Source organism: Hyphomonas sp. UBA4494, assembly GCF_002388935.1.
Taxonomy (GTDB): domain Bacteria; phylum Pseudomonadota; class Alphaproteobacteria; order Caulobacterales; family Hyphomonadaceae; genus Hyphomonas.
Map to the genome: position 1 here is coordinate 1 of NZ_DGNK01000010.1, position 20,016 is coordinate 20,016.

At 58.4% G+C, this 20,016-nt stretch carries 23 protein-coding genes; 9 read left to right on the forward strand and 14 right to left on the reverse strand.

Features of this window, described 5'->3' with window-relative positions; genetic code table 11:
* On the reverse strand, window positions 1–277 hold a 277-nt coding region (locus B2P82_RS03385), incomplete at its 3' end, for an imidazole glycerol phosphate synthase subunit HisH (RefSeq protein WP_524537547.1).
* Between the two features lie 111 nt (window positions 278–388).
* Here B2P82_RS03385 and B2P82_RS03390 point away from each other — a divergent pair.
* Window positions 389–1,825 carry an amidohydrolase gene (locus B2P82_RS03390; protein ID WP_290495159.1) on the forward strand — a complete coding sequence of 479 codons (1,437 nt, stop codon included), beginning with the start codon at window positions 389–391 and terminating at the stop codon, window positions 1,823–1,825.
* A gap of 6 nt (window positions 1,826–1,831) precedes the next feature.
* Here B2P82_RS03390 and hisB read toward each other — a convergent pair whose 3' ends face one another.
* Window positions 1,832–2,428 (reverse strand): imidazoleglycerol-phosphate dehydratase HisB, encoded by a 597-nt coding sequence (hisB, locus tag B2P82_RS03395; protein ID WP_206991751.1) that lies wholly within the window; start codon window positions 2,426–2,428, stop codon window positions 1,832–1,834.
* A gap of 123 nt (window positions 2,429–2,551) precedes the next feature.
* Between hisB and B2P82_RS03400 the strand changes: the two genes are divergently transcribed.
* A complete protein-coding gene (locus tag B2P82_RS03400; RefSeq protein WP_206991752.1) occupies window positions 2,552–4,303 on the forward strand; it encodes a putative bifunctional diguanylate cyclase/phosphodiesterase in 1,752 nt (583 codons plus the stop codon).
* Here the strand turns inward: B2P82_RS03400 and B2P82_RS03405 are convergent.
* The 5 genes from B2P82_RS03405 to B2P82_RS03425 form a co-directional block, all read right to left on the reverse strand.
* On the reverse strand, window positions 4,300–4,824 hold the full coding sequence (locus B2P82_RS03405; protein WP_290495161.1) for a GNAT family N-acetyltransferase: 525 nt from the start codon (window positions 4,822–4,824) through the stop codon (window positions 4,300–4,302). The two genes, B2P82_RS03400 and B2P82_RS03405, sit on opposite strands and share 4 nt — an antisense overlap.
* A gap of 13 nt (window positions 4,825–4,837) precedes the next feature.
* Complete coding sequence (locus tag B2P82_RS03410) at window positions 4,838–5,266, reverse strand: nuclear transport factor 2 family protein (protein WP_290495163.1); 429 nt, start codon at window positions 5,264–5,266, stop codon at window positions 4,838–4,840.
* A gap of 15 nt (window positions 5,267–5,281) precedes the next feature.
* Window positions 5,282–5,710, reverse strand: a complete 429-nt coding sequence (locus B2P82_RS03415) for a hypothetical protein (RefSeq protein WP_290495165.1) — start codon at window positions 5,708–5,710, stop codon at window positions 5,282–5,284.
* 60 nt (window positions 5,711–5,770) lie between these two features.
* Entirely contained in the window at window positions 5,771–6,826 is a 1,056-nt protein-coding gene (locus B2P82_RS03420; protein WP_290480294.1) for an HpcH/HpaI aldolase/citrate lyase family protein, read from the reverse strand.
* Between the two features lie 64 nt (window positions 6,827–6,890).
* Complete coding sequence (locus B2P82_RS03425) at window positions 6,891–7,535, reverse strand: putative 2OG-Fe(II) oxygenase (protein WP_290495167.1); 645 nt, start codon at window positions 7,533–7,535, stop codon at window positions 6,891–6,893.
* 211 nt (window positions 7,536–7,746) lie between these two features.
* On the opposite strand from B2P82_RS03425, the gene B2P82_RS03430 reads away from it, so the two are divergent.
* On the forward strand, window positions 7,747–7,920 hold the full coding sequence (locus B2P82_RS03430) for a YqaE/Pmp3 family membrane protein (RefSeq protein WP_084333150.1): 174 nt from the start codon (window positions 7,747–7,749) through the stop codon (window positions 7,918–7,920).
* On the opposite strand, the gene B2P82_RS03435 is transcribed toward B2P82_RS03430, so the two are convergent.
* The 5 genes from B2P82_RS03435 to B2P82_RS03455 form a co-directional block, all read right to left on the reverse strand.
* Window positions 7,921–8,145, reverse strand: a complete 225-nt coding sequence (locus B2P82_RS03435) for a hypothetical protein (protein ID WP_206991759.1) — start codon at window positions 8,143–8,145, stop codon at window positions 7,921–7,923. It abuts the gene before it with no gap.
* 91 nt (window positions 8,146–8,236) lie between these two features.
* Complete coding sequence (locus tag B2P82_RS03440) at window positions 8,237–9,154, reverse strand: tyrosine recombinase (RefSeq protein ID WP_290483039.1); 918 nt, start codon at window positions 9,152–9,154, stop codon at window positions 8,237–8,239.
* Between the two features lie 40 nt (window positions 9,155–9,194).
* Window positions 9,195–11,150, reverse strand: coding sequence for a DUF3604 domain-containing protein (locus tag B2P82_RS03445; RefSeq protein WP_290495169.1), 1,956 nt, complete (start codon window positions 11,148–11,150; stop codon window positions 9,195–9,197).
* 67 nt (window positions 11,151–11,217) lie between these two features.
* Window positions 11,218–12,822 carry a hypothetical protein gene (locus B2P82_RS03450; RefSeq protein WP_290495170.1) on the reverse strand — a complete coding sequence of 535 codons (1,605 nt, stop codon included), beginning with the start codon at window positions 12,820–12,822 and terminating at the stop codon, window positions 11,218–11,220.
* Window positions 12,812–12,946 (reverse strand): hypothetical protein, encoded by a 135-nt coding sequence (locus B2P82_RS03455; RefSeq protein ID WP_256434941.1) that lies wholly within the window; start codon window positions 12,944–12,946, stop codon window positions 12,812–12,814. Before B2P82_RS03455 ends, B2P82_RS03450 begins: the two co-directional genes overlap by 11 nt.
* 95 nt (window positions 12,947–13,041) lie before the next feature.
* Between B2P82_RS03455 and B2P82_RS03460 the strand changes: the two genes are divergently transcribed.
* The 3 genes from B2P82_RS03460 to B2P82_RS03470 are packed head-to-tail and all read left to right on the forward strand — an operon-like array spanning window position 13,042 to window position 16,027.
* Window positions 13,042–13,614, forward strand: a complete 573-nt coding sequence (locus B2P82_RS03460; RefSeq protein WP_290483036.1) for a shikimate kinase — start codon at window positions 13,042–13,044, stop codon at window positions 13,612–13,614.
* On the forward strand, window positions 13,599–14,741 hold the full coding sequence (aroB, locus tag B2P82_RS03465; RefSeq protein WP_206991764.1) for a 3-dehydroquinate synthase: 1,143 nt from the start codon (window positions 13,599–13,601) through the stop codon (window positions 14,739–14,741). The genes B2P82_RS03460 and aroB overlap by 16 nt, the downstream gene beginning before the upstream one ends.
* Window positions 14,742–14,764: 23 nt before the next feature.
* A complete protein-coding gene (locus B2P82_RS03470; protein WP_290480299.1) occupies window positions 14,765–16,027 on the forward strand; it encodes an HlyC/CorC family transporter in 1,263 nt (420 codons plus the stop codon).
* Here B2P82_RS03470 and B2P82_RS03475 read toward each other — a convergent pair.
* On the reverse strand, window positions 16,007–16,351 hold the full coding sequence (locus B2P82_RS03475; protein ID WP_290480300.1) for a hypothetical protein: 345 nt from the start codon (window positions 16,349–16,351) through the stop codon (window positions 16,007–16,009). The two genes, B2P82_RS03470 and B2P82_RS03475, sit on opposite strands and share 21 nt — an antisense overlap.
* A gap of 78 nt (window positions 16,352–16,429) precedes the next feature.
* A complete protein-coding gene (locus B2P82_RS03480; RefSeq protein ID WP_034812955.1) occupies window positions 16,430–16,702 on the reverse strand; it encodes a BolA/IbaG family iron-sulfur metabolism protein in 273 nt (90 codons plus the stop codon).
* Between the two features lie 31 nt (window positions 16,703–16,733).
* Here B2P82_RS03480 and B2P82_RS03485 point away from each other — a divergent pair, with 31 nt between their 5' ends.
* The 3 genes from B2P82_RS03485 to B2P82_RS03495 all read left to right on the forward strand — a co-directional run bounded on the left by B2P82_RS03485 (window position 16,734) and on the right by B2P82_RS03495 (window position 20,016).
* Complete coding sequence (locus B2P82_RS03485; protein WP_034812959.1) at window positions 16,734–17,357, forward strand: DnaJ domain-containing protein; 624 nt, start codon at window positions 16,734–16,736, stop codon at window positions 17,355–17,357.
* Window position 17,358: 1 nt separating this feature from the next.
* Window positions 17,359–18,852 carry a glycerol-3-phosphate dehydrogenase gene (locus B2P82_RS03490; RefSeq protein WP_290495172.1) on the forward strand — a complete coding sequence of 498 codons (1,494 nt, stop codon included), beginning with the start codon at window positions 17,359–17,361 and terminating at the stop codon, window positions 18,850–18,852.
* 159 nt (window positions 18,853–19,011) lie between these two features.
* Window positions 19,012–20,016 carry a complex I NDUFA9 subunit family protein gene (locus B2P82_RS03495; RefSeq protein WP_290495174.1) on the forward strand — a complete coding sequence of 335 codons (1,005 nt, stop codon included), beginning with the start codon at window positions 19,012–19,014 and terminating at the stop codon, window positions 20,014–20,016.

A 20,016-nucleotide genomic window follows, 5' to 3' on the forward strand; every position in this document is an offset into this window, starting at 1 on the left:
GCATGCCCACACAGATGCCGAGGAAGGGGGTGTTGCCATTCAGGCAGGCGGCTTCCAGCGCCTCGACCACGCCCGCCTGCGCCCGCAGGCCCGCTGCGCAATCGGCAAAGTGCCCCACGCCCGGCAACACAACCCGCTCGGCGGCGAGGATGTCTTCGGCGCGGTTCGTGATGCGGATCTCATGCCCACTGCCGGACAGGCGCGCGGCTTCGCGCAGGGCGCGGCCTGCCGAGTGCAGGTTTCCGGATCCGTAGTCGATAAGGGCAACAAGGCTCATGGCCGCGCTCTTAGCCTCGCCGCGCCCGTGAGGGAAGGGGCAAGCCTCCCTTGCGCCCAGGGGCAAGGTGCCGCAATCTCGACAGGAAACGACCTCACACGGAGCCTGCCCATGCGATCCATCCTGCCCGCCCTGTCCGCCTGCCTGCTCATGGCCTGCGCCGCCACCCCCGCCTGGCCCGATGCAGCCGAGTCTGCTGCGCTGGAAGAGGCGCGCAATCAGGCCGAGCTGACCAGCGAATTGTCGAGCAAGCTCTGGGAATGGGCCGAGGTCGGGTACCAGGAGGAGAAATCCTCCGCCCTGCTCCAGCAGACCCTCGCGGATGAAGGCTTCACGGTCACGCCCGGCGTCGCTGGCATCCCCACCGCCTTCATGGCCGAGTACGGCTCTGGTGGCCCGGTCATCGCCCTGCTCGCGGAAATGGACGCCCTGCCGGGTATCAACCAGGCGGCCTCACCGGATCGCGAAGAAGTCGACGGCAAGGGCGCGGGCCACGCCTGTGGCCACAACCTGTTCGGCGCGGGCTCTGTCTCTGCGGCGGTCGCGATCCGCCACTGGCTGGAAGACAGCGGCACGCCGGGTCGCATCCGCGTTTATGGGACGCCCGCAGAAGAGGGGGGCTCTGGCAAGGTCTACATGGTCCGCGCGGGCCTCTTCAACGATGTCGACATTGCCATGCACTGGCATCCTGGCGACCGGAACTCAGCGGCAGCCAACACGTCGCTTGCCAATCGCTCGGCGAAGTTCCGCTTCTCGGGGATTTCCGCTCACGCCGCTGGCGCGCCGGAGCGGGGGCGTTCCGCGCTTGATGGGGTCGAGGCGATGAACATGATGGCCAACATGATGCACGAACACATCCCCCAGGATGCGCGCATGCACTATGTCATCACGTCCGGTGGCTCTGCCCCCAATGTCGTGCCGGACTTTGCCGAAGTCTTCTACTATGTCCGCCACCCTTCACCGAAGGGCGTTGAAGCCATCTGGACCCGCCTCGAAGACGCGGCCCGGGGCGCCGCGCTGGGCACGGGCACTGACGTGGAATGGGAAATCATTCACGGCAACAATCCGCTGCTCGTGAATGAGAAACTGGCCCGCATGATGGACGAGAAACTCCGGCTGGTTGGCGGGGTGGACTACACGCCAGCTGAGCGCGAATTTGCCGAGACCATCGCCTCGACCTTTGACAACCCGGCACGCGATATTGCCTCAGCGGCTGAAGTGCAGGATTTCGAAGTCTCCATGGGGTACGGCTCCACCGATGTGGGCGATGTCTCCTACGCGGTCCCGACGGTCGGCCTGCGCACAGCGACTTGGGTGCCGGGCACATCGGCGCATTCCTGGCAGGCAGTTGCGGCCAGTGGCACGTCGATTGGTCATAAGGGCACACAGGTCGCCGCGGAGACGCTGACGCTGGCGGCAGTGGAGCTGTTCACCAATAAAGGCCTGCGTGTTGAAGCCCGCGAGGAATTCGACGCGGCCCGGGGTCCGGATTACGAGTACAAGTCGCTGCTCGGTGACCGTGAGCCGCCGCTTGATTATCGGAAATAAGACCCCTTAGAGGCTACCCTTGGTGCTTGCCGGCTTGCCGCCCAGTTTCGGGTCGACCGCAATTGCCGCGCGAAGCGCCCGGGCGGTGGCCTTGAAGCAGGACTCGGCGATGTGGTGGCAGTTCTCGCCATAGAGGTTCTCTATGTGCAGGCACATGCCACCATTTCCGGCCAGGGCATGAAAGAACTCCTTGAAGAGTTCGGTGTCCATTTCGCCGATCTTGTCGCGACTGAAATCCACTTTCCAGATCAGGTAAGGCCGCTTGCATAGGTCCAGCGCGGCGCGGGACAGCGTCTCATCCATCGGCACATAGGCGTGGCCAAATCGCGTGATTCCTGCAAAGTCGCCAAGCGCCTTCATGATCGCCTGTCCGATAACAATTCCTGTATCTTCAACGCTGTGGTGCATGTCGATATGAAGATCGCCCTTGCACCGCACAGTCAGGTCGATAGCCGAATGCTTGGAGAAGCTCTCCAGCATATGATCGAAAAAGCCGATCCCGGTTTCGATGTCGGACTTTCCAGTGCCATCCAGATCAACGGTTACCGAGATATCGGTTTCCTTGGTGGTACGGGTAACGGTGGCGGTACGATTATTGGTCATCTAGGCCCATATAGTGGTTTGAATGTCTTACAGCTAGCGCGTTTTGTTCACTGATTCCTAAACATATTCCGGAAAACATAGTTACCGCACACATAGGTGGCGAGTGGTGAGGAATATCTAAGCGTGGACAAACAGAGTTTCATCTCGAGACTTCTGGGCCGGATGACCATTCCCCGGTTTGCCGCGTGGTGCGCAGCGGTCGCAACGATTATCATTTTTGTCGGCGTATGGACGATTGAGCAGGCCTATGGTGCGCTCATCGAAGGTAAAGCATGGACAGACATGTCTTTGCCGATTTGGGCGATCATGCTGTTGCTGCTGTCTTCATCGGTCGTGGCCGCCATTACAGCCTGGTTTTTTGCCCGGGAATTCCAGAACGTCCTGGTTGATTTCACACGATATCTTGAAGTGGCGCAGGTTGATCCGTCGGCGCGCTTGTCCAATGTTTCGTTTGTCGAGCTCCGCCGGTTGCGGTCGGTTGTCATCCGATCGGTCGGCAAGTTGCGGCGCGACAATGATGCGCTTCGACGCACGGCCTACGAAGATCCGCGCACGAGCATGCCAAACCTGATTGCGCTGGAAGAACACATAACCAAGACCCTGCCCCGCGCAAAATACGAAACGCCCGCCGCGCTCATCGTCCTTGATCTCGATAATTTCACGCGGGCTTCCGAGCGACTTGGTGCGCTTGCGAGCGAAGCCGTCCTGAAGGCGTGTGGACAGCGTATGACGAATGCGCTCGACTCGCTCGAGGGTCCGGTTCGCGCCGGGCTGAACAACTCCATGCTGGCCGCGATGCAGGCCGACAGTTTCGCCTTGTACCTGCCAAGCGCGGTCAGCCGCGACTACGTCTCGAACATTGCACGCGCTATTCGGCTTGCCTTTGCGGATCCTTTCATCGTGTCCGGACAGTCTGTAACGCTGGGCATTTCTGGCGGTATCGTCATCGCGCCCGAAGACGCCGATACGATGCACAAATTGTTTCGTCACGCAGAGCTTGCCCTGCGCCAGGTTCGTACCGACACCGGATCCGGCTTCCGTTACTTCTCGCCACGCCTGAACCGTGTTGCGCGTGGCAAGTATATGCTGGAAGCTGAACTGCGCGACGCAGTCGCCAATCGTGAATTCAAGACGCATTTCCAGCCCAAGATCGATTTTCAGACCGGCCAGGTCGTCGGTGCCGAGGCCTTGGCTCGTTGGGTCCGACCGAACGGGAAGATCATCTCTCCGAACACATTTATTCCGCTGGCAGAAGAAACCGGACTCGTGACCCAGATTGGGGAACAGGTTCTTGAAGCGGCTTGCGAATCCGCCCGCATCTGGATGCAGGAAGGCTTCAACGCAACGGTCGCGGTAAACGTGTCACCGCGCCAGTTTCAGTCCAGTGATCTGACAGAAACCGTCCTGGCGATCCTCAAGCGTACTGGCCTGCCACCGAACCGCTTGGAGCTTGAGATCACGGAAAGCATGGCCGTGTCCGAACCTGAAAAGGTTGCGCGGGTGATGCGCCCTCTACGGAGCCTTGGGACGAAACTGGCGATTGATGATTTTGGAACGGGGCATTCCAACTTGTCCATTCTGACCCAGCTGCCGTTTGACGTTTTCAAGATCGACCGCCAGTTCGTCTCTGCGCTTGAATCGGACGAGCAAGCTCCCGCGATCATTGAAATGATTCTGGCCATGGCCGAAACGCTAGGGCTGAATACGGTTGCGGAAGGTGTTGAAACTGAGCGTCAGGCAGACTTCCTGCGTCGGCGCGGCTGCTCGATGGCCCAAGGCTTTCTGTACAGCGCAGGTCTGCCACATGAGGCCTTCATGGATTTCATTCGGGGCTGGAGTAGCAAGAGTGAGGCATCGCGCCTTAAGGTCGGCTAACGCGCAGGATTGCGACGGTACACATTGACGATTGCGTCCTTGTATTCCGCCTGCAGCCAAAACTCATAGCCGCATTTGTCAGCGACTCGTTGGGACCCGGCATTGTCCGGATCAATGATGCAGACGCTTTGCCCCGGGCGGTTCTCATCGAGCCAATCATGCATCGCGCCAACGGCTTCGCTGGCGTAACCCTTTCCCCAAGCGACTTCCGCAAAGACCCAGCCGGCTTCTGGCCATTCAGACAAGTCCGGCGTCATGCCGCGCATAAAGTCTGCGAATCCGCCTTCACCGATGAATGCGCCTGTCTCACGATCCTCGATTGCCCAGGAGCTATACCCCAGCAGGTCCCACATTCCGCGATTGCGGCAGATGGTAAACCAGGCTTCCTGACGTGATCGCGGAGTTCCGCCTATATGTTGGGTCACTGATGGAGACCCCCACATGGCTGCAGATGGCTCGAAGTGACGGGTCTCGTGGGGACAGAGTACCAATCGATCGGTGATGATGACAGGCAGGGTCATGACTGTTGCCGCCTCAGGTATTTTGCTTCATCTTTTCCAGCATGGCCCCCATGGCCGCATGTACGGCTTGCATGCCCTTCAGTGGTCGAACCATAACTTTGAAGTCTTCAATCTGTCCGTCAGGGTTCCAGGCGATCATATCAACTCCATTCACTAGCACGCCATCCATTTCGCATTGAAACTCAAGGACCGCCTTGTCGCCGCAATCGAATACGCGTGTGTAGCGGAACGTGTCGCCGCCCAGCGTTTGTCCGGCAGCGGTCAAGTAGGCCATCGTGATTGGCTTGCCCTCCTGCGGTGTATGCACAACCGGACTCTTGAAGACCACATTGTCAGCGAGTTGGACAGACAGACCAGCAGGTGAATGGTCACCATTCATCCAATCAAACCAGCGTTGCAGGTTTGGGCTATGGCCCGTCATGGCGATAAGGTGTTCAGCCATCGGATTTCCTCTCGATTATTCTTGTATTGCGGTGACCGGTTTTCCGATCAGGTAATCGCCCGGATCATTGAAACAGCTCCCGCGAAGTGCGACCCAGCCGCCAGGAAAGTCTGGCTCCGTGAACACGATGTCCACGCGACCCCAATTATAGTGGGATTCCCCCGTTGCCGGATCGGTGACGGCAACATCACAGAGCTCGATCTCCGGACTTTCCGCCTCAATCCATATGCCGGCATAGGCGGTTCGGCCCTCATAGACGCCTGCCAGATCCTTGATGTAGACGGTGCCGCGCTCGGTCAGGCCCGGATAAGACCAGACGGCCCAGCCGTCATCGGTCTCATCTTCGTAGACGACGTCACCAATCGGTGTGGACCAGACTTCATCTGCGATAGCAGACAGGCTTATCAAGCTCAGACCCAGCAAGGCCGTAATGGATTTCCGCATCACTGATACTCCCTCTTCCAAGGGAAACCCTATCACGCAAATGCTCGGCGTGAAGAGGGATCAGGTCGCGTATGCGGCGGCTAGCTCGGGATCTTTCGAAGCGACGAGGTCTGCCAGGTCGGAAATCACCTTGGCCTGTTTCCAGGTCGCATCGTCCTGCATCTTGCCATCAATCATGGCCACACCAGAGCCATCCGGCATGGCATCAAGGATCTTGCGCGCGAATTTCACCTCGTTTGGATCGGGGCTGAAGACCTTTTTGGCGATGGCGATCTGGTTCGGGTGAAGGCTCCACGTGCCTGAGCAACCCAGCAGGAAGGCATTGCGGAATTGCTGTTCGCAGGCGTCAAGATCGGCAATATCGCCAAAAGGACCATAGAAGGCGTTGATCCCTGCCATCCGGCAGGCATCAACCATACGGGCGATCGTATAGTGCCAAGGATCCTGCTGGGCTGAGTCGCGTGGGCTGCCATCTTCATTCGGATCGTCGATTACGCGGTAGAAGGGATGGCCACCCCCGACGCGAGTGGTCTTCATCTTGCGGTCCGCAGCCAGGTCTGCCGGGCCCAGGCTGATACCCTGCATGCGCGGACTGGCCAGTGCGATCTCTTCTACGCGTGCCATCCCCTGGGCGGTTTCAAGAATGGCGTGGAACAGGATCGGCCGCGTGAGACCCGCCTTTGCCTCCAATTGTGCAACATACTGATCGGCGAAATGGATGTCCCAGGGACCTTCGACCTTTGGCAGCATGATCACGTCCAGCTGATGACCGGCTTTTAGAACCAGTTCACTCACATCTTCCTGAAACCACGGGGAGTTCAGCGGGTTCACGCGGCTCCAGAAGCCCGTTCCCTTGCCTTGCCAATCATACATGGACGCCATTTCGATAGCACCGGCGCGAGCCGCATCCTTAGCGTCAGCGGGGATGGCATCCTCAAGATTTGCGAGCATCACATCCACGCCTTCGGCCATGGTCGGCACCTTGGCCCGGACCTTGTCCAGATGCGGCGGGACAAAATGGATCATCCGCTCCAGCCTGATGGGCAGGTCGTGCATCGGGGCGGGTGCACCGATGGCCAGGGGCTTGAAGAAGTCTCTTGGTGTTTTCGTGCTCATGCGTTCCTCCTTGTTGCGGCGCAACATAGAGGGCGGTTGTGCCGCGTCAATCAGACAGAAAGGCTCAGGCCGGTGATTCGACGACAGAGAGATTCATGCTGAAGGAGCGACGCTCGCCCGGCGACTTGAACGGATAGACACTGTGAAACATGTAGGATGGAAATATATAGAAATCCCCGACGCGTGGGCGGATCATGAAGTTCGATACCGAGTAATGGGTGTCGGTGCCGTGCGCGAACTGAAGATGTCCGTGAGAAGGGTGATGGTCGAGGTCGTCCTCGGCCCATTCCTGATCAATCCCGTCCGGTAGTTTCAGATAGCCGACGCATGAGAGCGCGCATCCGGTATGGATGTGGAGCGGGTTATACTCATGTGCAAACTGGCGGACGAACCATCCGGCCATGACGTTCAGCTCAAAGCGCTTGGTCGTATGGTCATAGTCGCCGAATGAACCACGGCGGCTGGCGCGAATATGGTACTCGATCAGCGCGTTGCCGAGCGCAGCGGCGGTGGCGTCCACGAGGGATTTGGGAAAACGGAGTTCCTGCCGGACCTTGCCCACAAGGCTGCCCGAATGATCTTCCAGCTGTTCACTCATTGAGGCGTTCAGATGGGCGACCAGCGCAGGCGGTATGCGGACATAGCCCATCATGGGGCCAAAGGGCGTAAAGAATTCCTTCTCGCCAGAAGGCGTGAATATGGCCGACACAGCGGACTCCCGTCGCGCGGCCGCACACCTCACCCGGTGCGGTCGTTACTATACTTGATGGAAACGCCCTCAGCGGGTGTCTAAACCCGCAGCTGAACCTGGGTCAACGTCGATCTCGGGAAAAGTCGAAATCAATTGTGGAACGTCAGGCAGGGAACTTTCACCTGTTCCGGGCGTTGCAGGGGGAGCTTATCCAAAAAGGAAACCCTGCATGTCCCTGCTCATGATCCTACTCACAATATTTCTCCCACCTGTCGCAGTTGCGATCAAGGAAGGCATTGGGCTTCAATTCCTGCTCAACGTGCTACTGACACTGATTGGCTGGCTGCCCGGCGTTGTTCATGCCTTTTGGGTCGCGTCGCGCGGATCCGCTACCGCCGCCTGATCACTCTTCTGCCGAGGCGGTTTCTACGTCGGGCCGCGATGCCCGGCGGAACACCGCTACGGTAAGAGCTGCGACTCCGATCGCGGTGACAACCTCCCCGCCTATGATGACGTTCAGTCCTGCATGAAGCTCGGACAGGATAGCCCAAGTCGCTGTCATGAAGGTGATCGCGGCGATTTCCGAGATCAGGATGGTTGGAATAAGAGCATTCAGAAAGCGTTTCATCTGAGACGTCCATACAAAAGCATTGCGAACTCGCGTCGTCATATATCGGCATGACTCCCGGTTTCAGCAATGCTGAAAACTTTTTCTCGTGCTAAATCTTTGTGGCCAAGGGGTGCGCTGTTTCGAGAAGCTCCGCGAGCTCGTCCGTCAGGACGTGCGTGTAGATTTGTGTTGTCGCGATATCGGCATGGCCCAGCAATGTCTGGACGCTTCTCAGATCGGCGCCCCCCATGAGCAGGTGAGTTGCATAAGCGTGCCGCAACGCGTGCGGGTGGACTCTATCCGGGCGGATACCAGCTTTCAGTGCCAAGGCTTCGAGCAACTGTCCCAGGCGGCGGCGGGTGAGATGTCCTGATTTTCCTCGCGACGGAAACACAAAGGGTTCAGCTCGGCTCCTTGTAAGTGAGGCTTCCGGCAAGTGATCTTCGCGTACTTTCAGCCAATCTGTAAGCCCGCGCAAAGCGGGGCGCCCCAGTGGGCACAACCTTTCCTTGCCGCCTTTGCCGCGAACGATCACATCCGTTGTGACCCAGCGGGCTTCCTTGCGCCTCGGCAATTGGCCGAGTTTGAGAGAGACAAGTTCTGTTGCCCGCAGGCCCGCCCCATAGAGCAGCTCCACAAGACATTTCAGCCTCAAATCGTCGCCGCAGCAATCCAGCAGACGAGCCATCTCTTCGCGAGACAGGACATCGGGCACGTCCCGGCCGGGCTTTGGGCCGTCAATCTTCGCGGTGGGATCATCCTTGCGGTCTCCTTCCTCAAACAGGAAGCGAAAGAAGCGTCGGACCGCGGACAGCTTTCGGGCTTGTGACGATGGAGCCATGCCTCGCTTGGACAAATCCCTCAGCCAGCCTGAAATTTCACTTCCTTCAGCATCACATAACCCGCCACCACAAAATTCGGATGCGTCCAGCAAGTCCCGTCCATAGGCGTCCAGCGTATTTGCGGATGAGCCGCGCTCTGCAGACATCATTTCAAGGAAGGCTTCGATGCGCGCGCGGTCAGACATTGCCCGACCTTGGCGCGCCGCGCCTAAAATTGCGTGAACATCATTCCGGTTTGACCCAGATCGGCGATGTCCAAGCCCGCTCCTGAACGAGAACGGGCATGTCGGGATTGGGTGGTGATCCGTTACGTACCGCGTCCCATGTCGACCAGCGACAAGATGGATTCTCGAGAACGCGGACGTAATAAGCTGCGCGGCGCGTCGGATCGTAGTTTGGGTCAGTCCACAGTGTTTTTAACTCGCCAACGCCACTGCCGGGGCGTGTAGAGCAGTCGGATATGTCTACATTGGCACCATTGTCGGGGCACCGGTGCGTGTCCGAATCTGGTTCGACATTGCCGGAACATGCAGCATCGTAGACGGCCTCATGCGCCTTGCCCTGGGCATCGGTCCACACTTTGATGACCTGCAAACGCTGCAGCGGATAAGAAGCCGGATCCCGAATCGCCCAAGCGAGAAATGACGGGGCCTGCTGTTTTCCGACCAGGTCGCCGCCCTGTGGCACGCCAGTGCGGTAGGCTGCTGACACCAGGTCCGGATCTGCCAACATTTCCTGATCAAATCCGTATCCGGCAAACATGCGTGCTTTTATGCGCGGCCCGGACGTGCCGAACGTCTCCTTGCGACGAATGGCGTCGAAGATGGCATCCCGCGTATTTTCGTCGGCCCATACGCCGGCCAGCCCGGATGCGCTGTACTTGCCGGCAGACAGCTTGCGTCGCATGCTGGGCTTTACCGCGCCGGGCGGCAAGCTATTCAGCGATACAACACCGTCCCAACTGTCCGCACCTGCTGGTGGGACGGAATGTCGGAACTCAGGATTGGATCCGTCTTGGGGGAACTTGCCAGTAAAGTTCTTCTCATCGAAAGACCCGGCGCCGATATGTGTATCGCTGGAGCCAATGAAGCCGAACTTGTAAGGGTTGAAGCTCTCTGTTTCTTCGAAACCCAGTCCACGCGCCAACGCGTTGCGGGCGAAACCTCCGAGGTGCGGCGTCGACTTTGCGGCGCTTCCAACCAAGGTGTCGTAGATCTCGAAGTTTGCCCATTCGTCATTCGGGGATAGTGCTGGGTGGACTTCCGAGGTGCCTTTGACCTGGGAGATTTCAATTACCGGTTCGTTGCGCATGCGGGTGATCGCATAATCTGCAGTCAACTGACCGCCCTCATAGGTTTCGGACGCAAACATTTCGCCATTGGATGCGTTGGAATTGTGCGGGATGGAGATGACATCCAGACCCTCAGCGCGCCGCGCATCCATCCAGGCCCACAAGTCTTCCGGATTTGGGGAGTCGAGGGTGGAAAAAAGCCGGTCCGGCGCGTCTCCACGAAATATGACGTTCCGGTGCAGGTTCGCTGCGGCGGGAACTTCCGAGTCCATGACCTCTGTCATGGCGGTGAATTCGTAACCGGAGAAGGCGGTGAACTTGCCGGGCTCATTGTGGCGTTCGGCCGTCTCAATGTTCTTCATCCAGGCCGAGTCGATGACGTCTCGATCGTAGATCTCATCCACTGCTTCGCCCGTCACGATGGTGATGCCCACATTATGGAATGACTGGGCAGGGTTCGTCGCGTCCGGTCCAAATACGGATTTTGCGAAATTCGTGCGCGACAGATTCGTACCGGGCGTTGCCATGACCGGCATGATGCCGAGATATTCGCCATGATCTGTGACGGCCAGAAAATCGAGCGGGCTGTCCAACTGGATCTCGTAACCGCCGTCGGTGATTATTTTCTCGCCCTTTGCATAGCGATATGCGTCATCGGGTGTTGCCCGGACGGACGATATGAAGGCGTCAAAGGACTGTCCGGTATGGACGTGCAGGTCGCCGAATAATGCAGTCCTGTCAGCGGGATCTATTGATGTTGAGCTCGCCGTGGCAATCGCAGCCGGTGCGGGCTCTGGTTCGGATGCTTGGGATTGTGTCTTGTCTGGCGCCCCACATGCCGTGGCTGCAAGTGCCAGTGCAGACGCCCCGGCCAGTATGGATACCCTCATCGATTCCTCCCGTTTTTCGTCCACAATCAGCCTTCTGGAGGCAAGATCAACGAAATTCGGGAAATTTCTAGTTGAGCGCCTTCCAGTAGCCAGTTGATTCCAATGCCATCTCCCGGGCGGCATCCTCTGCGCCGATCCGTTGCAGTGCTTTCAGGAGCAAGAGTAGGCTGGCGTCATCGAGTGCGGTCGGATCGCCTTTGGTCATGCCTACCGTGGACAGAATAACCTCTCCTGCAGCATCTGCCTCAGCGGAGGCAAGCACGCCTACCAATTGCAAATCTATTTCCGGGGTGGATTTGCGTTCGGGCGCATTCACGATCAAGCGGCGCGCATCCGCCGGGGGCGCAATGCCGAGAGCGGTCCATAATGCGAAAAGACGAGCAGCGGTCTGCTTTTGCAGGTCAGACTCGGCAAGTGTGGCTAGACGTTCTCCAATATAGTCGCTGGCGCTGCGTGTCGTCTCGCTGCCCGCAAGTGTCACCAGAGCCGACATGAGCGCGGCATCAAAGCTGCCATCTTCGCGCGCGCCTTCCATCGTATTGGCGGATGACCAGTCCTTGGCGGCAGTGTAATGGTCGGTGGCCAGCGCAGCCCGCGCGAAGATCGGAGCGTTGGCTGCCGTGAAAGTGTTGATCGGTAGGCGTTCGACGTCCTCCCATAATAGCCGCGCGACCGCGCTGAAATGGGCTGGTGTGTCCATAGCGCCTTCCAGTGCTGCGGCGAGCGCAAAAGCGCGATCTTCATCAGTGACAAGCGGATCGCGCGCTGCATAGAGCGCGCTCTCCAAAGGCGTAGAGGGCACGAAGCCCGGTTCGGATATCAGCTTGAGGAAGAGTGCCTGATAATCATCCGTCTCCAGCATGCCAGCTTGGCTGGCCATTCCTGCGGATTGAACACGCAGAGTGATTGGCAATTTCGGATGCAGGGCCATTGCGGCTGCAAGGTCGGGACGATTCGCGGGGACGGGTGCCTCCGGAGGCGTGAGGCCCGCCTCGGCAGAGATGGCAAGGTTCAGTCCCGAAGAGTAATCTGCCTCTGGCGCGTCAGGCAGTTCGCCGGATGTCGCAAACACAGCGGCCAGAAGCCAGGAATCGACGGCATCCTGTTGCAAGGCCATTTCAATCGCGAGTTCTGCGCCGGCAGTATTGCCTTGCAGTGCCGCGCAGACCGCGCGCAATTTGGCCCAATAACCTGAAAGACGGTCTGGCGCATTCAGCATATCGCAGGCTGTTGCTTCATTGCCCAGCGCAAGATTGAGATCTGCAACGATTTCATCCGCGTCGAGGCCAGGAGGAGGAGTATCGAGTCGTGCCATGAGGGTGGCTGCGGCTTGGGCTTCGCCGAGGTCGTACATGATACGTGCCCGTTCGGCCCTTAGCAGGGGTTCCTGCATTCCCGCTGGTGGTGTGGCGGGCGACAGGGCCATGCGTTGCATCAACGTGCGTTCAGCCGGAGTCAGGTCGTGTGTGCGGACATCTCGCATCAATGGCAGCAAATCATCAGCGTCGGACGCGCGCCACATATCGGTTGGCAGGGAAGGCTCGCCCGCCTCGAGGAAGCTCATTCCCCACGGATTCACCAGCTCTAGACCGGAATCCTCGATTTGCGCGCCTGCCGGTAAGCTCCCGGCGAGGATGAGGCACACGACCGAGACAACGCCCTTAAAGGACATTGTCGACCTCGATGCGGACTTCACCGGGCTCTGGTTTACCCTTTTCGGCCTGTCCGCCCAGCCACCAGGCCGCGCCGAGGACAAGTATTGCCAGCAGGCCTAAAAGGATCAGAAACTTGCGCATGGCTATTTACCCCTAGATACAGAATTCCGGCGCTGGATTGCGAAGGCGCGACAGCAACTATAGGACAAGTACCGAACGGAGCCCGAAAGTCCAGAATGCCTTCTGACAGTGACAGTACTTCCAGACCGGTTGACGCGACATTGCCCTACATGTCGCGAACCGTCGCGCTTGTCGGTTTGATGGGGGCAGGAAAATCTACCGTCGGGCGCCGCTTGGCCGAACGATTGGGCCGAGAGTTTTATGACAGTGATTCGGAGATCGAGAAGGCGGCGGGCCTATCAATAACCGATATTTTCAAACTGCACGGAGAAGAGGATTTTCGGCGCGGGGAGCATCAGGTGTTGAAGCGGCTATTGGAGTTGCCTCCCCACGTGTTGGCTACGGGCGGGGGTGCCTACCTGAATGATGAGACCCGCCTGTTGATGCAGAAGAACGCGGTCACCATCTGGCTGAATGCTGATCTCGAAACTCTTTGGCGACGTGTCCAGAAGCGCGATACGCGTCCCTTGCTGAGGCGTCCGGATGCGAAGGACGTACTGACCAATCTGTTGGCAGAGCGCGAGCCGATCTATTCCCAAGCCGATCTCGTCGTGCCGTCAAAGGACGGACCGCACGCGGCCACCGTCAATGCCATATACAAGGCCCTCCAGACATGGACACCGAAGTGAACGTGACCGCACCACCGCTTGAGACCGTCACGGTCGAGCTCGAAGATCGCAGCTATGACATTCTCGTCGGCCACGGCGCGCTGGACCAGCTCGGTGCGCGCGTGTCGGCCATGATCAAACAGCCGCGGGTCTTCGTGCTGACAGATGAGACGGTCGAGCGGATGCACCGACATCGACTGGATGAGGCGCTTCGGTCAACCGGTGTGACGACGCATTGGAAATCCCTGACGCCGGGCGAGAAAACGAAGTCGTTTTCCAATCTCGAAGAGATCCTCGACTGGTTACTTGAGGCCTCTGCTGACCGCAGCGATGTACTCATTGCGCTCGGTGGTGGCGTGATCGGTGATATTACGGGGCTTGCAGCCAGCCTTATGAAGCGCGGCATGAAATTCGTGCAGGTGCCGACGACCCTGTTGGCCCAGGTCGATTCCTCGGTCGGCGGCAAGACCGCGGTGAACACGCCGCGCGGGAAGAATTCGATTGGTGCATTCTATCAGCCGCAATTGGTGATAGCTGATACGTCCCTGCTTGAAACGCTGCCGCCGCGAGAGCTGCGCGCTGGTTACGCCGAGATCGTGAAATATGGATTGATCAATGATCCGGGTTTCTTTGCGTGGCTTGAAGAGCATGGCGAAGCGGTGCTGGCACTGGACCCAGCGGCAATAGCGCAAGCGGTTGCCACCAGCTGTCGTGCCAAAGCGGCCATCGTTGCGGAAGACGAGCGCGAAACCGGCGTCCGGGCGCTGCTTAACCTCGGCCACACGTTTGGCCATGCACTTGAGGCGGCAAACGGCTATGCGCCGGATCTGTTGCACGGCGAGGCCGTTGCCATCGGCATGGCGCTCGCATTTCGCTATGGCGCAAGTCAGCGTATCACGCCGCAATCCGATGCAGACCGTGTGACGGCGCACCTCAATGCGACGGGGTTGCAATCAAGCATTCCGGGACGTCAGGGTGGGCCTTACATCGCTGCGCGACTGGTCGAGCTAATGCAGCAGGACAAGAAAGCCAGCGGCGGCAAAGTACCCTTGATCCTCGCACGCGGTATTGGCCAGTCCTACATCCACAAGGATGCAGATCTTGCGTCCGTCGAAGCATTTCTCCGTAGCGAATTGCTGGAGAGCTGATCCACACATATGAGACCCCACCCATGATTGCCGGTTACATCATCTCAATTTTCGTGCTGCTCGGCATGTCAGGCTTCTTTTCGGGGTCTGAGACGGCGCTGACGGCCGCGTCGCGTGCGCGCATGCACCAGCTTGAAAAGGATGGTGACAAGCGGGCCGAGACAGTGAATCGCCTGATCAGTAATCGCGAAAATCTGATTGGTGCGATCTTGTTGGGCAACAACCTGGTAAACATCCTCGCCTCGGTGCTTGCCACGTCGCTGTTTACCTCATTGTTCGGACCGGGCGGTGTCGCGCTGGTGCTGGCTACCGGCGTGATGACGATTCTGGTACTGGTGTTTGCCGAAGTCCTGCCGAAAACTTATGCGATCACGCGTCCCGACACTATGGCGATGAGCGTAGCGCGGCCGATCAGTGGTCTGGTTTGGGCTGTGGCGTGGATTGTGAAACTGATCCAATTTGTCGTCACCATCACATTGAAGATCCTCGGCCTTGGTGCGCCTGCTGAACTCGTCACGGCGGAACAGGAAATTCGCGGTGCGATTGACCTACACGCCTCCGAAGGAGGTGTCGGAGCTGAAGATCGTCTGCGACTGGTCGGGGCGCTCGATTTGAAGGAGCTGACCGTCGAAGACGTGATGATCCATCGGAAAAACATTCGCATGTTGAATGCGGATACTGAGCCTCGGCAGTTGGTAACCAAAGCGCTCGCCAGCCCGCATACGCGCCTGCCGCTATACCGGGGCGAGAAGGAGGAGATTGTCGGCATTTTGCACGCAAAGGACCTGTTGCGGGCGGCGCTGCCGCTTGGCGGCGACCTGAGCGCGCTCGATCTCGACTCGATCTTGCGCAAGCCGTGGTTTGTACCGGAGACAACACCAGTACAGGACCAACTCGACGCATTTCTTCAAAAACGGAGTCACTTCGCGTTGGTTGTTGACGAGTATGGTGAGCTTCAGGGGCTGATTACGCTGGAAGACATTCTGGAAGAGATCGTCGGTCATATCCATGACGAGCATGATGTGGCCGTTCAGGGTGTGCGTCCCCAGCCAAATGGATCAGTCAACGTGGATGGATGGGTACCTATTCGGGACCTGAACAGGGCGACAGGCTGGAACTTGCCGGATGAAGAAGCCGTAACCGTTGCAGGCTTGGTCATTCACGAGGCGCAGACCATTCCCGAGCCCGGACAGAGCTTTGTCTTTCACGGGTATCGCTTCAACATACTCAGGCGTCAGCGCAACCAGGTCACTGGCCTGAACATATCAGAGGCCGAGACGGCCTGATTTCGGCTCTCGGCTGGCCATATGCATCTGCGGCGACGGATCTTCGTCGCAGCCATTGGCCTTCAGCCAGTTCTTCTCGGTGAGCGTTACGATGTGGGCGGAGTCTGGATCGGGATTGTCCATGGCGATAACAGCCCACTCGCCGCTGAGCGTTGGGACGTCATGGGACACCGGAACGAAGACTATCTCTCTATCCTGAGTGCAAACCGTGTCGCGAATCCAGTGCATCATGCCGAGATTTACCTTGTCGGAAGGTGTCTCCGCAATCGCTGAACCTGCAATCATTGCGCCTATTGCGGCGGCAGTCATGAGTTTCTGTACCATCACCCGTTCTCCTCGACGGCTGCGAAATTAATGATCGAGTCATATTTCGGTTCCGCGTGGAGTCGGATTTTTCAAGATTCATGCCGCTTTCGCGTGTAGGGCGAGTGCGTGCAGGCCGGAATCAAATTCGGACTGCAGCGTCAACATGATCGCGCGTTGGGCTTGGACGCGGGACAGACCTTCGAATGCCGAGGACGTGATTCGCACGGTGTAATGCGTCTCTCCGCCCGGCGCGGCGCCTGCATGACCTGCATGTTTCTGGCTGTCATCGGTAATAATCAGCTCTACCGGGTGAAAAGCTTCAGTTAAAAGCTCACGAATTCGCGATAACCTGTCACTTGGCTGTGGCATCTTTAACCTGCACTCCCTATTATGCCGGGTCATGTCTGACGGTGACCCATTTTCCTATCGCGTTAAGTTCAAAGATATACGCATCAAGCCTCCCAAAGACGAGGCTTCCCGTGCGCGTGCGCAGAAGACTCGTGTCTGCGACCACAAGCAATGCGATCTTGAGGGGACCCATCCTGCGCCCAAGCGTCAGGGGAATGGTCGTCATTATTTCTGCCAGGCGCATGCAGCAGAGTACAATCGCAGCTTTGATTTCTTTGAAGGCATGTCGCAGGCCGAGGCCGCTTCGTTCGCCCGGTCTGAGCGGTATGGTCACAAGCGCACCTGGAAATTTGGCACAGGTCCAATGCGCGGCGAAAAGGGACCTCAGAAGTTGGACCCGCGGCGCTGGGCAGGCAGCAAGTTCTTCAATGTTGATGATGTTGCGAGTGGCGAGTCGGCCTCGTCCGGCCACCGGAACACGCTGCAGAAGCGCGCCTTGAAGGAACTCGATCTCGAAACCGATGCAAAGCCAGCGGAGATTCGCGCGCGCTATGCAGAATATGTTCGCCGGTTCCACCCGGATTCGAACAAGGGCGACCGGTCATCAGAACACAAGCTCCAGCGCGTCCTTCGTGCCGGCAAGCTGCTGAAGGCCGCAGGCCTGATGAAGGGCTGACATGCACGATATCCTGGTGATCGGCGGCGGGATCAACGGAACCGGGATCGCGCGCGACGCTGCTGGTCGTGGGCTGGACGTGGTGCTCTGCGAAAAAGATGACCTTGCCCAGCATACATCGTCAGCCAGCACGAAGTTGATTCATGGCGGGCTGCGTTATCTGGAGCAGTATGATTTCGGTCTGGTGCGCAAGGCCCTGATCGAGCGCGAAATCCTGCTTAAGGCAGCGCCGCACATAATCTGGCCAATGCGGTTCGTCCTGCCGCACCACAAGGAACTTCGCCCAGCCTGGCTGATCCGACTTGGTCTGTTCATCTATGATCACCTTGGCGGACGCAAATTGTTGCCTGCAACCACAACGCTTCGGCGCAAATCGTCGGCCAGACTTGACTCGCTCAAGGAAGAATACCGGCTTGCTTTCGAGTATTCTGATTGCTGGGTCGAGGATTCGCGGCTTGTCGTGCTGAACGCCGTCGATGCGAAATCGCACGGTGCTGAAGTCATGACGCGTACCCGCTGTACGTCGCTTGTGCGCAGTGGTGACCATTGGGATGCAGTGCTGGAAAGTCCGAAAGGATCCGAGAACCGGTCATTCAGGGCGGTCGTCAATGCGGCAGGTGCCTGGGTCGACGATGTTCTGGGGCTCGACCATGGAAAGAAAAACGAGACCCACCTACGACTTGTAAAGGGTAGCCATATCATCGTGCCGCGCTGGCACGAAGGCGACTACGCCTACTTCTTCCAGAATGGTGATGGCCGGATCATGTTCGCGATTCCCTATGAGCGCGGCGAGTTCACACTGATCGGCACGACGGACGTTCCGTATGAAGCAAATCGCGACGAGGTGAAAATTACGCCCGATGAGATCGAGTATCTCTGCAAGGGCGCGAGCGAGTATTACAAGCGGGCCATCACTCCAGCAGATGTGGTGGCGACCTATTCCGGTGTGCGCCCACTATATGATGACCACGCTGCCAACGCCTCCAAAGTGACGCGCGACTATGTCCTGAAACTGGATGATGACGGCGGAGCGCCGATCCTGTCAGTGTTCGGGGGCAAGATAACGACCTATCGGGAATTGGCTGAAGACGCGCTTCAGACACTGGATAAGGTTTTTCCGGAGGCAGGTGGTGAGTGGACACGCGACGCTGACCTTCCCGGCGGAGACATGCCTCGCGCGGATTTCGACGGTTTCTATGAAGGATTGAGGCAGGATTATCCCAAGCTGAGCGCTAACCTTCTGCAGCGTCTAGCACGCGCTTACGGCACCGACGCGCGGCGTTTGTTGGGGCAAGCCGAAACGGACGGCGATCTTGGCCGAATGTTTGGTGCGAGCCTGACCGAAACTGAGGCGCGCTACCTTGTTGAAGTAGAGTTTGCTCGAACCGCAGATGACATTCTGTGGCGTCGTTCCAAGCTGGGCTTGCACATGAGCGCGGCGGAGTGGGATGCGTTCGCGGGATGGATGGCGACTGAAATGGCAGTGAAGGCCTGACCGCTCTGACGCCGCGCTGCACAGGTTGATGGCATACCTGTATATTCTGTCATGCCGCGCTGTTTCGCCCGCCGTGCCTTGGTAGACAGGCGAACGGCTCTATGGTCAAAGGCGCCATTCGGATTATCGCGGCTGCGGTCGCTTTGAGAGAGACTGAAGATGACCAAAGGCTTGGTAACTGTTTTCGGCGGGTCGGGGTTCATTGGACGGTATGCCGCCCGTGAACTCGTCAAGAAGGGCTGGCGTGTGCGCGTTGCCTGTCGGCACGTGAACACTGCCGGGGATGTTCGTCTTGCGGGGCCTCCAGGCTGGGTCGATATTATTCAGGCCAATATCCGCAATCGAGAATCGATCGAGCGCGCGCTGGTTGGCGCCGACGCTGTCGTGAATCTTGTTGGCATCATGTTTGAGAAAGGCGCTCAGACGTTTGAGTCGGCTCAGAGCGAAGGGGCTGGATTGCTGGCGCAAGTTGCCGCCGAAAAAGGCATTGCACGGTTTGTCCAAGTTTCAGCCATCGGCGCTGATGCCGATTCCTCGGCTGACTATGCACGCACAAAGGCAGAAGCTGAAGCCGCTGTTCGCGACGCCATTTCTACAGCGACCATTCTACGCCCATCCATTGTGTTTGCGTCGGAAGACGAGTTCTTCAACCGCTTTGCTGCGATGGCAACGTCCCCGTTGATGAGTGTATTGCCCCTGTTGCCGGCCATTGGCGGTGGATCGACTCGCTTCCAGCCGGTCTATGCCGGTGATGTGGCCGAGGCGATTGCTGTGGCGGTGGATGATGCAGCCACAGCAGGCAAGACTTACGAATTGGGCGGCCCCCGCACTTACACGTTCAATGAACTGTATGACGTGATCCTCGAGACGATTGACAAGCGCCGATTCAAAATTCCGTTGCCGTTCTTCATCGCAAAGCCCGCAGGTTATCTCACAGCAGCTGTCTGGCGCTATATTCCACCATTCTCGTGGGGCTTTCTCGGCGATCCGCCCCTCGCAGGAGACCAGGTCGAGATGCTTAAATCCGACAATGTGGTCGCCGATGATGCGCTGACGCTGAAGGATCTTGGCATCACGGAGCTGGAAACGGTTGAAGCGATCGTGCCTTCCTATCTCTGGCGGTTCCGCGACTATGGCGAGTTTCACAAGGCGTCCGAGGCCTAA